The following is an 11,996-nucleotide window of genomic DNA, read 5'->3' as shown; positions in this document are numbered from 1 at the left end:
TACTGGGCGACGAGGTCGGCGGCCTGCTGCTCCCACTGCGCGTACGCATCCGGGTAGGCCGACACCTGCACGGTCTGCGCGGCCTCGGTCAACGGCATGTCCTGCCAACCATCAACCTGCTTCAGACCCTTCAGGAACGCCAGCGTGGAGTACTCCGGATCGGTGATCTGCTCCGGCGTGCCCCAACCCGAGCTCGGACGCTGCTGGAACAGGCCCAGCGAGTCGTGATCGTTGCGGTCACCCAGGTGACCCAGGTTCTCCAGCTTCGACTCCTGCAAGCTGGTCGCGATCGAGATGACAGCCGCACGCTCCGGCAGGCCCGCCTTCTTCGTCGCCGCGATGATCGCCTTGACGTTGGCGGTCTGCTCGTCGTTCAGAGTGATCTTCGACTGGGCACCCTGCACACCGTGCGGGATCAGCTTGGCCTTGTCCACGGCCGGCTTGTCGGCCTGGACCACACCGGCGGTCGGCACCGCAGCGGCGTGGGCCTCGGTCACGGGACCGGCGAACACGCCACCGGCGAAAGCCAGACCAGCAATACCCAGCACGCTCTTACGCATGATCGTGTTCATGAGGAAGCTCCTTCACGGGGGTCGACACACACGTGTCGTGGGGACGACAACGCATGCGGGCACCTCGACAGGCGCTCAATCAAGGGGGAAGCATGTCCGGCTCCTCGCCAACCCGAAGGGGTTCGCGGTCACGCCAAGCACGGGGGCTTGCGGTGCCGGGACCATGTGTAACGACCGGTGGGCCGCCATCATTCCGGGCCCCCGCACCCGCCGGCAGGCCGTCGGGCCAGGCAGCGGGGCATGCTGCTGCGGTCGTACAGAGAATGTAACGACCCCGGGCCCGCCACCATTCCGCCACCGGGGTGCCGCCGGTCACGGGATCCGGACCCCAGACTGACACGAACCGGACACGGACGCCTCGAAGACGACGGGACGTGGTCAGTTCATCCTCGGGGCCTGGCCCAGGCGAGGAAGCGTTCCGTCAGGTCCGCGCAGTGGTCGGGGTTGAGCTGGGCGAGTTGGTCGCGGGCCTCGGTCATCTGCTGGGCGAGGTAGACCAGCAGGGCGGTACGGTCGTGCCGGTACTCGACCAGCAGGGAGAGTCTGGCCGGCTGGCACGGCCACGGCGCGCCACAGTTGCGGCACCGCCACAGCGGACGCATCGGCAGGTGGGGGATGATCCGGCCGACCATCAGCGCATCCGCAGGGCGATGGCGCGGGCTTCCTCATCATTCAGCGGCAGGAACCACAGGAAACGCTTCACGATCTCGGGCGGCTCCGGCCCCTCCGGTCGGCCACGCAGGTCGCGGATGGCGCTACGGATCAGGGAGGACATAACCGGGATCAGGGTCGTGCCGTCCCACCGGTCCTGCCCTATCGCACGAAACGCCGGGCATGGCCACGGCTCGCCGCAAACCTCGCAATCCCACGTCGGGTGACAACCGATGTGCCCGGTGACCGTGAGGACGCTGCCGAACACGCTCACCAACGACCTCCATCGGCCCGGAACTGCTGCACCGGCGTGAGCCATCCGGCGCGACCAGGCCGCTGCACCGGCATCGGTCGGGGCGGCTGACGCATCCACTCGGGACGGTGGGTGCCAGCCGCCCGCTGTGGCAGAACCGGCAGGGCTCTTGTCCGGCACCGGAACCACGACATACGCATGCTGACCTCCTTGAGATTGGAAAGGGCCGCTCCCCCACCGGGCAGGGGAGCGACCCCGGGACGGAGTCCGCCCGAGCCCTGTTCGGCGACGAACGGGTCCGCATGAGTGACAGTCTGGTGAGGACACCGATACGCTCGGAAGCTGTTCAGGCTGGCCCCGGTAAGGGTCGGGCAATCACGCGCCGTAGCTGGCGACGCTCGGTGATCTTGGCGAATCTCTGGAGGTCCGATGGAAGCTGAGCAGACGGTCGACTTGATCCGTGCCCAGCTCCGCAGGCAGCGGGTCTTGGCCGGCATGAATCAGGAGGAGTTCGGCAAGCGGACGAACTACTCGGCGTCTACCGTGTCCGCCGTCGAGACGGGCACCCGACCCATGGACCTGCCGTACGCCCGCCGGGCGGACGAGATCCTGGAAACCGGCGGCCTCTTCGAGTCCCTGCTGCGGTCAGCGCAGCGCGACAGTCTGCCCACGTGGTTCAAGCCCTGGCGTGACGCCGAGCGCGTAGCCAACCAACTCCGCTACTTCAACCCGACGCTGATCCCCGGTTTGCTCCAGACGGAGAACTACGCCCGCGCGGTGCTGCGCTTCGATGACACTCGGCCGGAGTCGGAGGTCGAGCAGCAGGTGGCCTCCCGGCTGGAGCGCCAGGAGATCCTGACCCGCGAACATCCACCGCAGGTCGTCGCGGTCATCGACGAGTCAGCGCTGCGCCGCCAGGACGCCATCATGGGCGAGCAGCTTGCCCACCTGCTGCGCATGACCGAGCTACCGCACGTCCATGTCCACGTCGTGCCGGCGAACGCCGGCCTGCATGTCGGACTGTCCGGACCGCTTGCTTTGGCGATGCTGCCCGACGGGACATGGCTCGGCCATCTGGACGACCAGCTTGGCGGCACGGCGGTTGGCACCGACGAGAAGGTGGCTACGCTTCTGGCCAGATGGGAAGGCGTACGGGGCGTCGCTCTTCCCGAAGTCCTGTCGGTCGCCCTGGTGAAGGAAGTTGAGAGCCAGCATGGACCTCAGTAACGCTCGGTGGAGGAAGTCCACCAGAAGCAACACGGCAGGCGGCGACTGCGTTGAGGTCGCGGACAACCTGCCCGGTGTAGTTGCCGTACGCGACAGCAAGGATCCGGCCGGCCCGGTGCTCGCCTTCGACCCGAAGACCTGGAAGTCGTTCGTCGGGTACGCCAAGCGGCACTGACCCAGGAATGCCGTGAAGACCCCCAGCCTTCGCGCTGGGGGTCTTCTTCGTTCCGCCCACGCGCGGAACAGCAGCCAACCGGCGGACGGATGGGGGACTCCGCGGCCGTCGTCGCGCTGAGATCATCACGCGGTGCATGTGAAGAATCCCCGCGTGGTGTTCGCCGCTGGGGCGGCGGCGCTCGCCGCCGTCGCCGGTTTCGTCCTCGGTCCGATGCCCCTGCGCGCCCCGGTCGACGCGGCCGTCGGGGCCACCGCCCCGACCGGCGGCTCGACAGCGAGCACCTGGCAGGACGGCGGCACGGCGGCCAGTTCCGGCGCACCAGAACCAGCGCCGGCGCGTAGCCGGGGGCCGGTCCGGTCGACGGACGGCGGGGGCGCGCCGGACGCGAACGCCACCGGCCCAGCGGTGCCGGGCGCGACCACGCCGGGCGCGACGGTGCCGGGCAGTCTGCCGCCGGTGGTGGACCACGGGCCGCGTACCGGCCGGAAGGTCGCCCTCACCTTCGACGCGGACATGACCGACGCGATGCGCCGGCAGTTGCGCGGCACGAACCCACCCTCCTACGCGAACCTGGCGATCGTGGACCTGCTGGAACGGCAGAAGGTGCCGGCGACCTTCTTCCTCACCGGCAAGTGGGTGCGGGAGTACCCGGAGTTGACCCGGCGGTTGGCCGCCAATCCCCGGTTCGAGCTGGCCAACCACAGCTACGGGCACGACGCGTTCACCCCGGACTGCTACACCCTCAAGGCGCTGCCCCGGCGGGAGATGACCGCCGACGTGGCGCGTACCTTCGACACCATCGCCCCGTACGGCGGCCGGCAGACCCGGTACTTCCGCTTCCCGGGCCTCTGCCACGACCGGACGGCGCTGACCGAACTGGCCCCGCTCGGGCTGACCGTGGTCGACGGCGACGTGGTCAGCGGCGACCCGTTCGCCCGGTACTGGCAGCCCATCGTCCGCGCCGTGCTGAGCCAGGCCCGCCCCGGCTCCGTGATCATTCTGCATGTGACCGAGGCGAACGCGCCGATGACCGACGAGGCGCTGCCGCACATCCTCGCCGGGCTGGCTGAGCGTGGTCTGGAACCGGCCCCGCTCTCCGAGGTGCTGGGCGGCACGTCACGACCAGCCGGGTGATCAAGCAACTCGCCAGGACCTGAGCGGCCCCCTACCGGTGACGAAGGGCGGAAGCCGGCCAACAGACCCTCCCAGATACCTACCATCGGGGCATAAGAGGAGAAGGAGGGTCGCCATGACCGCTGCGATGGAGATGCCCCGGGTCGAGGAGTGCACGGTCACGTCCTGCGCCTACAACCACACCAACGACTGTCACGCGTTCGCGATCAGCATCGGCAACCGGGACCACGCCCACTGCGACACCTTCATCGAGATGCCCGGACGCGCCGGGATCGAGCAGCTCATCGCGCAGGTCGGCGCCTGCCAGCGGTCGGACTGCCGGCACAACTCGGAGTTGGAGTGCCACGCGCCGGCGATCACCGTCGGGCCCGACACGGACATGGCCGACTGCATGACGTACCAGAGCCGCTGAGCGACCGGCCCCGCCGGTTCGGGGGCGGCCGGCGGGGCCGGCGCGACACTCAGCCGGCCAGGCGGTTGGCCTCCCGGATCACGGTGACCAGCTCGTCGATGATGCCGTTCAGGGCGAAGTCCTTCGGGGTGAAGACCCGGGCCACCCCGGCCGCGCGCAGCGCGTCGGCGTCCCCGGCCGGGATGATGCCGCCGACCACCACCGGCAGGTCACCGCGCCCGGCTTCGCGCAGCCCGGCCAGCACCGCGGGCACGGCGGCCAGGTGCGAACCGGAGAGCACCGACAGGCCGACCAGGTCCACGTCCTCCTCGACGGCGGCGGCCACGATCTGCCCGGCGGTGAGCCGGATGCCCTGGTAGATCACCTCGAAGCCGGCGTCGCGGGCGCGTACCGCGATCTGCTCCGCGCCGTTGGAGTGCCCGTCCAGGCCAGGCTTGCCGACCAGCAGCCGCAACCGGCCGCTGCCCAGCTCCCGGGCGGTGGCGGCGACCCGCGCGCGGACCGCGCCCAGCGTCGCGTCGCCGCCGGCGCCGGCCGCGCCGGTCAGCCCGGTCGGCGCCCGGTACTCGCCGAAGACCTGCCGCAGCGCGCCGGCCCACTCGCCGGTGGTCACCCCGGCCCGCACGCACTCCAGCGTCGCGCCCATCAGGTTCGTCGTGGTCGCGGCGTCCGCGCGGAGCCGGGCCAGTGCCGCGGCCACGGCCGCCGCGTCCCGGCGGGCCCGCCACTCGCGTACGCGGGCGGCGGCGGCGGCCTCGACCGCCGGATCGACCTGCTCGACGGCCTCGGCGCCGGCCGCGGTCAGCGGCGACGGCTCGGTCTCGGTGAACCGGTTGACCCCGACCACCACATCGGTGCCCGCCTCGATCCGGCGACGCCGCTCGGCCAGCGACGCGACCAGCGCGCTCTTGAGGTAGCCGGTCTCCACGGCGGCGACCACGCCGCCCATCTCCAGCACCTTCTCCAGCTCGGCCCGCGCCCCGGTGGCGATACCGTCGACCAGGGCGCTCATCACGTGCGAGCCGGCGAACAGGTCCGGGTACTCCAGCAGGTCCGACTCGTACGCGAGCACCTGCTGCATCCGCAACGACCACTGCTGGTCCCAGGGGCGGGGCAGGCCGAGCGCCTCGTTCCAGGCGGGCAGCTGCACCGCGCGGGCCCGGGCGTCACGCGAGAGGGTGACGCCGAGCATCTCCAGCACGATGCGCTGGATGTTGTTCTCCGGCTGGGCCTCGGTCAGGCCCAGCGAGTTGACCTGCACGCCGTAGCGGAACCGCCGGTGCTTCGGGTTCTGGACGCCGTAGCGCTCGCGGGTGATCTCGTCCCACAGCGCGGCGAAGGCGCGCATCTTGGCGATCTCCTCGACGAAACGCACCCCCGCGTTGACGAAGAAGCTGATCCGCGCGACGACGTCGCCCATCCGCTCGGCGGGCACCTGGCCACAGTCGCGCACCGCGTCGAGCACGGCAACGGCGGTGGCCAGCGCGAAACCGACCTCCTGCACCGGCGTGGCGCCGGCCTCCTGCAGGTGGTACGAGCAGATATTGACCGGGTTCCACCTCGGCATCTCGCGCAGCGTGTACGCGATGACGTCGGCGGTGAGCCGCAGCGACGCCGCCGGCGGGAAGATGTGCGTCCCCCGGGACAGGTACTCCTTGATGATGTCGTTCTGGGTGGTGCCCGCGCATCGGGACAGTTCGGCGCCCTGCTCGGCGGCGACCGTGCCGTAGAGCCCGAGCAGCCACATCGCCGGCGCGTTGATCGTCATGGAGGTGTTCATGTCGGCGATTGGGATGCCGTCGAACAGCGCCCGCATGTCGCCCAGGTGAGCCACCGGCACACCGACCCGGCCGACCTCACCGGCGGCGAGTTCGTGGTCCGGGTCGTACCCGGTCTGGGTGGGCAGGTCGAAGGCGACCGAGAGCCCGGTCTGCCCCTTGGCCAGGTTTCGGCGGAAGAGCGCGTTGGTGGCCACGGCGGAGGAGTGCCCGGCGTACGTGCGCATCACCCACGGGCGGTCGCGCTCCGGCAGCCGGCCCGGGAGAGCCTTCTCGTCCATGGCCGGAGTCTAAGTTACCGTTCAGTAGAGCGGGTTGTGGAAAACCACACAGGTCCCCGGAGCGGACCAGCGGGGACAGCCGGCACAGCCGGGCCGACAGCACCACACCCCGGGGCTGTCCACCCTCCCAGCGGGTCGCACACTGGACAGCATGGATGACCAGCTCGCGATCTCCGTACGGGGACTGCGCAAGGCGTACGGCGACACCGTCGCGGTGGCGGGGGTGGACCTCGACGTCCACCGGGGCGAGGTGTTCGCCCTACTCGGACCGAACGGCGCCGGCAAGACGACCACCGTGGAGATCCTGGAGGGCTACCGGCAACGCGACGCCGGCGAGGTACGCGTGCTCGGCGTCGACCCGGCCCACCCAGACCCGCGCCACCGCTCCCGGGTGGGCATCGTGCTCCAGGGCACCGGTGAGTTCGACGAGCTGACCGTCGGCGAGGTGGTCCGGCACTTCGCCGGGTTCTATCCCGACGCCGACGACCCGGACAAGGTGATCGAGCGGGTCGGTCTGACCGGCAAGGCCAGGGCCCGCACGCACACCCTCTCCGGTGGGCAGAAGCGCCGGCTCGACGTCGCGTTGGGCATCATCGGCCGCCCCGAACTGCTCTTCCTCGACGAGCCGACCACCGGCTTCGACCCGGAGGCCCGGCGCGAGTTCTGGGAACTGATCCGGGACCTGGCCGCCGCCGGCACCACCATCGTGCTTACCACCCACTACCTGGACGAGGCGGAGGCGCTCGCCGACCGGGTCGGCGTGATCGCCGCCGGCCGGCTGGTCGAGGTGGCCCCACCGGACCGGCTCGGCAACCGGCAGGAGGCACTGGCCACGGTCTCCTGGCGTACCCCGGACGGGACGCCGGGAACCGCGCAGAGCGCGACGCCGACGGCACTGGTGGTGGAGCTGGCCACGCGCTTCGGCGGCGAGGTTCCCGGCCTCACCGTGACCCGGCCGACCCTGGAAGACGTGTACCTGACGATGATCGGACGCCGATGACGACCACGACGAAGCCGGCCGCCCCGGCCACCGCCGCCGCACCGGCCCGGCGGCCGGGCGCGGGCGCGCTCGCCCTGCGGCAGGGCCGGTTGGAGATCACCCAGTTCCTGCGCAGCCGGGAGTCCGTCGTCTTCACGATGGGCTTCCCGATCATCATGATCATGATCTTCGCCGCGATCTTCCGCGACGAGATCGCCCCGGGGGTCGGCTACACCCAGTACTTCATCACCGGCATGATCGCGACGGGTCTGATGACGGTCAGCTTCCAGAACCTCGGCATCTGGATCCCCATCGAACGGGACCGGGGGGTGCTCAAGCGCTACCGGGGCACGCCGATGCCGAAATGGGTCTGGTTCGCCGGCAAGGTGATCCTGGTGGTGGCGATCGGCGTGGCCGAGACCGCACTGCTGCTCGCCGTCTCGGTGGCGCTGTTCGACCTGGACCTGCCCGACACCGCCGCCCGGTGGCTCACCTTCGGCTGGGTCTCCGTGCTCGGCGTCACCGCCTGTACCCTCTGCGGCATCGCCATCTCCTCGTTGGCCCGCACCGCCCGCAGCGGCTCCGCCGTGGTCACCCCGGTGGCGCTGGTGCTGCAGTTCATCTCCGGGGTGTTCTTCGTCTTCACCAACCTGCCCGGCTGGATGCAGCAGGTGGCGGCGCTCTTTCCGCTCAAGTGGATGTGCCAGGGCCTGCGCGCGGTCTTCCTGCCGGACAGCTTCGGCGCCCACGAGCCGGGCGGCTCGTTCGAGCTGGGCCGGGTCGCCCTGGTGCTCGCCCTGTGGTGCGTGATCGGCCTGGTGCTCTGCCTGACCACCTTCCGCTGGACCACCAGGCGCGACGGCTGAGCCGCGCCGCTACCGAGCGGGGCCGGACGTCGCGCGTCCGGCCCACCACACTCAGTACTGGTAGAAGCCCTTGCCGGTCTTGCGGCCCAAGTCACCGGCGGTGGCCATGCGCTGGAGCAGCTCCGGGGGGAAGAACTTGCCGTCGGCGGTGTCGGTCCAGATGTTCCTGGTGGCGTTGAGCAGCACGTCCACCCCGGTCAGGTCGACCGTGGCCAGCGGCCCCATGGCGTGACCGAAGCCGAGCTTGCACGCGGTGTCCAGATCCTCGGCGGAGACGACGCCGGACTCGACCAGCTTGACCGCCTCCATGGCCAGGGCGCAGATCAGTCGGGTGGTGACGAACCCGGCGACGTCCCGGTTCACCACCACCACGGTCTTGCCGACCCCCTCGGCGAACGCCTTCGCCGCGGCCAGGGTCGCGTCGCTGGTCTGGTAGCCGCGTACCAGCTCGCAGAGCCGCATCATCGGCACCGGGGAGAAGAAGTGGGTGCCGACGACCGACTCCGGCCGCTGCGTCGCGGTGGCGATCTGGGTGACCGGGATGGCCGACGTGTTGGTGGCCAGGATCGCGTCGGACCGGCAGATCTTGTCCAGCGCGCGGAACACCTCGTGCTTGATCTCGATCTTCTCGAAGACCGCCTCGACCACGATGTCCGCGTCGGCCGCCGCCTCCAGCTCGGTGGTCGGGGTGATCCGGCCGAGGGTCGCCTCGACCTCGGAGGCGTCGATCTTCCCCTTCTCGGCGAACTTCTCCAGCGACGTCCGGATGCCGGCGACGCCCCGCCGGGTGGCCGCGTCGTCCAGGTCGCGCAGCGTCACCTGCCAGCCCGCCTGCGCCGCCACCTGGGCGATACCCGAACCCATCAGCCCGGCACCGACGACCGCGAGTCGACCCGCCATCTGCTTCTCCCTCGCTGCGATTGAGTGTCTGTCTGCACCCTAGTCGCCCGAGCTGAACGAGGGCTAAGGCCCGGCGGGTCAGATGGTCAACTCCGGCGCCTGCGCGACAGTCCCCCGCTCGACCTCCACCCCCAGCGCCCGCAGGTCCGCCGCGAAGTCCGGGTACCCCCGGTCGACGTGGTACACGTGCGACACCTCGGTGATTCCGTCGGCGCAGAGCCCGGCGATGATCAGCCCGGCGCCGGCGCGGATGTCGGTGGCCCGTACCGGCGCACCGGAGAGGCGGTCCCGTCCGCGCACCACCGCGTGGTGCCCGTCGGTCTTGATGTCCGCGCCCAGGCGCACCATCTCGTTGGCGAACATGAACCGCCCGTCGAAGATGTTCTCGGTGATCAGCGAAGCCCCGTCGCTCACCGCCGCCAACCCGATCGCCATCGGCAGCAGGTCGGTGGCGAAACCCGGGTACGGCAGGGTGACCACGTCCACCGCCCTCGGCCGGTCGTCGGCGCGTACCCGGAAGGCGTCGCTCCGGGTCTCCACCAGAGCACCGGCCGAGACCAGCTTGTCCAGGGCCACCTCCAGCAGCATCGGGTCGACACCGGTGACGGTGACGTCCCCCCGGGTCATCGCCGCACCGAACGCCCACGTCCCGGCGACGATCCGGTCCCCCACCGTGGCGTGCCGCACCGGGCGCAGTTCGGGCACCCCGGCGATACGCAGCGTGGAGCTACCGGCACCCGAGATCCGGGCGCCCATCTGGTTGAGCATCGTGCAGATGTCGACGATCTCCGGCTCGCGGGCGGCGTTGTCGACCACCGTCACGCCCCGGGCCAGCACCGCCGCCATCACCAGGTTCTCGGTGGCACCGACGCTGGGGAAGTCCAGCGTGATCTCCGCGCCGCGCAGCCCGTCCGGGGCCGCCGCGATGACGAAGCCGTGCTCGCCGGAGACGTCCGCACCCATCCGGGCCAGCCCGGCGATGTGCATGTCCAGGCCCCGGGAGCCGATCGCGTCGCCACCGGGATGCGCCACCCGGACGTACCCCCGCCGGGCCAGCAGCGGGCCCAGCACACAGATCGACGCGCGCAGCCGCCGGACCAGGTCGTAGTCGGCTTCGGCCCCGGGCTGCTCCGGCACGTCGATGATCACCGAGCGGGACCGGGCGGCTCCGCCCCGGCCCACCATCGGGTCGACCGGTTCGTCCGCCTCGAAGCGCACCCCGCAACCGAGCCGGCGCAGCACCTCACCCATGATCGCGATGTCGGTGATCCGGGGAACGTTGGTAATCACCGTCCGCCCCGGGGCCAGCAACGCCGCCGCCATCAGCTTCAACGCCGAGTTCTTCGCGCCCACCACGTGTACGGTGCCGGCCAGTCGGGCCGCACCGGTCACCCTGATCACGTCGACGTCGTGGGCTCCCGGAACAGCCGCCTCGCCCGCGCACCCGGTGGCCGGGTCCGGTCGCGCCGGGATCGTCAGGTCCGGGATCCGTAGGCTGTGCGTCATGGCCGTCCACCTCACGCGCATCTACACCAAGGCCGGCGACGCCGGCATGACCAGGCTGAGCAACAACGAGCAGGTGTCGAAGACCGATCCACGCATCACCGCGTACGCGGACGTCGACGAGTGCAACGCCGCGATCGGCGTCGCCCTCGCCCTCGGGCGGCTCGACGACGAGCTGCGGGCGGTACTGGGCTCGATCCAGAACGACCTGTTCGACGTGGGTGCCGACCTGTCGACGCCGGTCGAGGCGGACCCGAAGTACCCGCCGCTGCGGGTCACCGAGGAGTACGTCGAGCGCCTCGAAGGCTGGTGCGACGAGTACAACGCGCGCCTTGGCAAGCTCGACTCCTTCATCCTCCCCGGCGGCACCGCCGGCGCGGCGCTGCTGCACGTGGCACGGACGATCGCCCGGCGCGCCGAACGGGCAGCCTGGGCCCTGATCGCTCACGATCCGGAGCGCACCAGCCCTCTCCCGGCAAAGTATCTCAATCGTCTTTCGGATCTGCTCTTTATCCTGTCAAGAACGGCAAATCCGGACGGAGATGTGCTATGGGTGCCGGGCGGCAAGCGCTGAACCTCGGCGCGTTGCACCACGTCGAGGTCTGGGTACCGGACCTCGCCGGCGCCATCAGGAGCTGGGGCTGGCTCCTCGGTGAGTTGGGCTGGACGCCCTACCAGGACTGGCCCGCCGGCCGGTCCTGGCGGCTCGGCCCGACGTACCTGGTGCTGGAGGAATCCCCGGCGCTCACCGGGCGTGTGCACGACCGACGCGCGGCGGGCCTCAACCACCTGGCCTTCCACGCCGGCCCGCCGGCCGCCGTGGACCGGCTGGTCGCCGCCGCGCCCGGGCACGGATGGGAGTTGCTCTTCCCGGACCGTCACCCGCACGCCGGCGGCCCGCACACCTACGCCGCCTACCTCTGCGACACTCAGGGCTACGAGGTCGAACTGGTCGCCGGCCTCGACTGACCGGCTCCCGCACGCCGACGCCCGGGGCTGCGCCCGCTCGCTCCGTGCCTTCCGAGTCGTGGCGAGTCTCCGTTCGCCGCTGACGGCAACCCGCCAAGGTCCGCAGACGCCGCTGGCCGGCACCCCGGGGGTGCCGGCCAGCGTTGTTCTTGGTCAGCTGTTCCGATACTGGGCGACGAGGTCGGCGGCCTGCTGCTCCCACTGCGCGTACGCATCCGGGTAGGCCGACACCTGCACGGTCTGCGCGGCCTCGGTCAACGGCATGTCCTGCCAACCATCAACCTGCTTCAGAC

The 11,996-nt window shown here is 70.8% G+C and carries 14 protein-coding genes; 8 read left to right on the top strand and 6 right to left on the bottom strand.

The genetic code is table 11. The features are described from left to right. The 3 genes from E1166_RS25500 to E1166_RS25490 form a co-directional block, all read right to left on the bottom strand. Positions 1 to 572 (bottom strand): hypothetical protein (locus tag E1166_RS25500; RefSeq protein ID WP_132342476.1); only part of this gene is annotated, 572 nt, incomplete at its 3' end. A gap of 383 nt (positions 573 to 955) precedes the next feature. Further along, positions 956 to 1,204 carry a flavin reductase gene (locus tag E1166_RS25495; RefSeq protein ID WP_132342475.1) on the bottom strand — a complete coding sequence of 83 codons (249 nt, stop codon included), beginning with the start codon at positions 1,202 to 1,204 and terminating at the stop codon, positions 956 to 958. Then, positions 1,204 to 1,497: a hypothetical protein gene (locus tag E1166_RS25490; protein WP_243710510.1), complete on the bottom strand. Its 294-nt coding sequence runs from the start codon at positions 1,495 to 1,497 to the stop codon at positions 1,204 to 1,206. Before E1166_RS25490 ends, E1166_RS25495 begins: the two co-directional genes overlap by 1 nt. Positions 1,498 to 1,905: 408 nt before the next feature. On the opposite strand from E1166_RS25490, the gene E1166_RS25480 reads away from it, so the two are divergent. The 4 genes from E1166_RS25480 to E1166_RS25465 all read left to right on the top strand — a co-directional run bounded on the left by E1166_RS25480 (position 1,906) and on the right by E1166_RS25465 (position 4,427). Continuing rightward, complete coding sequence (locus E1166_RS25480) at positions 1,906 to 2,703, top strand: helix-turn-helix transcriptional regulator (RefSeq protein WP_132342472.1); 798 nt, start codon at positions 1,906 to 1,908, stop codon at positions 2,701 to 2,703. Continuing rightward, on the top strand, positions 2,690 to 2,878 hold the full coding sequence (locus E1166_RS25475; protein ID WP_132342471.1) for a DUF397 domain-containing protein: 189 nt from the start codon (positions 2,690 to 2,692) through the stop codon (positions 2,876 to 2,878). The genes E1166_RS25480 and E1166_RS25475 overlap by 14 nt, the downstream gene beginning before the upstream one ends. Positions 2,879 to 3,010: 132 nt before the next feature. Next, the gene (locus E1166_RS25470) at positions 3,011 to 4,015 is read left to right on the top strand and encodes a polysaccharide deacetylase family protein (protein ID WP_243710509.1); all 1,005 of its coding nucleotides are present in this window, start codon (positions 3,011 to 3,013) and stop codon (positions 4,013 to 4,015) included. 115 nt (positions 4,016 to 4,130) lie between these two features. Further along, the gene (locus E1166_RS25465; RefSeq protein ID WP_132265041.1) at positions 4,131 to 4,427 is read left to right on the top strand and encodes a DUF1540 domain-containing protein; all 297 of its coding nucleotides are present in this window, start codon (positions 4,131 to 4,133) and stop codon (positions 4,425 to 4,427) included. Between the two features lie 49 nt (positions 4,428 to 4,476). Here E1166_RS25465 and E1166_RS25460 read toward each other — a convergent pair whose 3' ends face one another. Beyond that, positions 4,477 to 6,486 (bottom strand): protein meaA, encoded by a 2,010-nt coding sequence (locus tag E1166_RS25460; protein ID WP_132342470.1) that lies wholly within the window; start codon positions 6,484 to 6,486, stop codon positions 4,477 to 4,479. A 151-nt stretch (positions 6,487 to 6,637) separates the two neighbouring features. On the opposite strand from E1166_RS25460, the gene E1166_RS25455 reads away from it, so the two are divergent. Further along, positions 6,638 to 7,486 carry an ABC transporter ATP-binding protein gene (locus tag E1166_RS25455; protein WP_132342469.1) on the top strand — a complete coding sequence of 283 codons (849 nt, stop codon included), beginning with the start codon at positions 6,638 to 6,640 and terminating at the stop codon, positions 7,484 to 7,486. Beyond that, the gene (locus E1166_RS25450; RefSeq protein WP_132342468.1) at positions 7,483 to 8,331 is read left to right on the top strand and encodes an ABC transporter permease; all 849 of its coding nucleotides are present in this window, start codon (positions 7,483 to 7,485) and stop codon (positions 8,329 to 8,331) included. The genes E1166_RS25455 and E1166_RS25450 overlap by 4 nt, the downstream gene beginning before the upstream one ends. Positions 8,332 to 8,382: 51 nt before the next feature. On the opposite strand, the gene E1166_RS25445 is transcribed toward E1166_RS25450, so the two are convergent. Both E1166_RS25445 and murA read right to left on the bottom strand, forming a co-directional pair. After that, positions 8,383 to 9,231 carry a 3-hydroxyacyl-CoA dehydrogenase family protein gene (locus E1166_RS25445; RefSeq protein ID WP_132265049.1) on the bottom strand — a complete coding sequence of 283 codons (849 nt, stop codon included), beginning with the start codon at positions 9,229 to 9,231 and terminating at the stop codon, positions 8,383 to 8,385. A gap of 78 nt (positions 9,232 to 9,309) precedes the next feature. Next, entirely contained in the window at positions 9,310 to 10,737 is a 1,428-nt protein-coding gene (murA, locus tag E1166_RS25440; RefSeq protein WP_132342467.1) for a UDP-N-acetylglucosamine 1-carboxyvinyltransferase, read from the bottom strand. Between murA and E1166_RS25435 the strand changes: the two genes are divergently transcribed. Next, entirely contained in the window at positions 10,736 to 11,308 is a 573-nt protein-coding gene (locus tag E1166_RS25435) for a cob(I)yrinic acid a,c-diamide adenosyltransferase (protein WP_132342466.1), read from the top strand. The two genes, murA and E1166_RS25435, sit on opposite strands and share 2 nt — an antisense overlap. Further along, positions 11,284 to 11,703 carry a VOC family protein gene (locus E1166_RS25430; protein ID WP_132342465.1) on the top strand — a complete coding sequence of 140 codons (420 nt, stop codon included), beginning with the start codon at positions 11,284 to 11,286 and terminating at the stop codon, positions 11,701 to 11,703. Before E1166_RS25435 ends, E1166_RS25430 begins: the two co-directional genes overlap by 25 nt. The last annotated feature ends 293 nt before the right edge of the window (positions 11,704 to 11,996 follow it).

This window comes from Micromonospora sp. KC213 (assembly GCF_004348325.1).
Lineage (GTDB): Bacteria > Actinomycetota > Actinomycetes > Mycobacteriales > Micromonosporaceae > Micromonospora.
The sequence above is the reverse complement of the archived record's forward strand: the minus strand, read 5'-3'. Positions and strand labels throughout refer to the sequence as shown.

Excerpts from the sequence above, each read along its gene's own strand:
- E1166_RS25495 (WP_132342475.1), bottom strand. The coding sequence starts at position 1,204 with ATGGTCGGCCGGATCATCCCCCACCTGCCGATGCGTCCGCTGTGGCGG.
- E1166_RS25480 (WP_132342472.1), top strand. The coding sequence starts at position 1,906 with ATGGAAGCTGAGCAGACGGTCGACTTGATCCGTGCCCAGCTCCGCAGG.
- E1166_RS25475 (WP_132342471.1), top strand. The coding sequence starts at position 2,690 with ATGGACCTCAGTAACGCTCGGTGGAGGAAGTCCACCAGAAGCAACACG.
- E1166_RS25465 (WP_132265041.1), top strand. The coding sequence starts at position 4,131 with ATGACCGCTGCGATGGAGATGCCCCGGGTCGAGGAGTGCACGGTCACG.
- E1166_RS25460 (WP_132342470.1), bottom strand. The coding sequence starts at position 6,486 with ATGGACGAGAAGGCTCTCCCGGGCCGGCTGCCGGAGCGCGACCGCCCG.
- E1166_RS25455 (WP_132342469.1), top strand. The coding sequence starts at position 6,638 with ATGGATGACCAGCTCGCGATCTCCGTACGGGGACTGCGCAAGGCGTAC.
- E1166_RS25450 (WP_132342468.1), top strand. The coding sequence starts at position 7,483 with ATGACGACCACGACGAAGCCGGCCGCCCCGGCCACCGCCGCCGCACCG.
- E1166_RS25445 (WP_132265049.1), bottom strand. The coding sequence starts at position 9,231 with ATGGCGGGTCGACTCGCGGTCGTCGGTGCCGGGCTGATGGGTTCGGGT.
- E1166_RS25435 (WP_132342466.1), top strand. The coding sequence starts at position 10,736 with ATGGCCGTCCACCTCACGCGCATCTACACCAAGGCCGGCGACGCCGGC.
- murA (WP_132342467.1), bottom strand. The coding sequence starts at position 10,737 with ATGACGCACAGCCTACGGATCCCGGACCTGACGATCCCGGCGCGACCG.
- E1166_RS25430 (WP_132342465.1), top strand. The coding sequence starts at position 11,284 with ATGGGTGCCGGGCGGCAAGCGCTGAACCTCGGCGCGTTGCACCACGTC.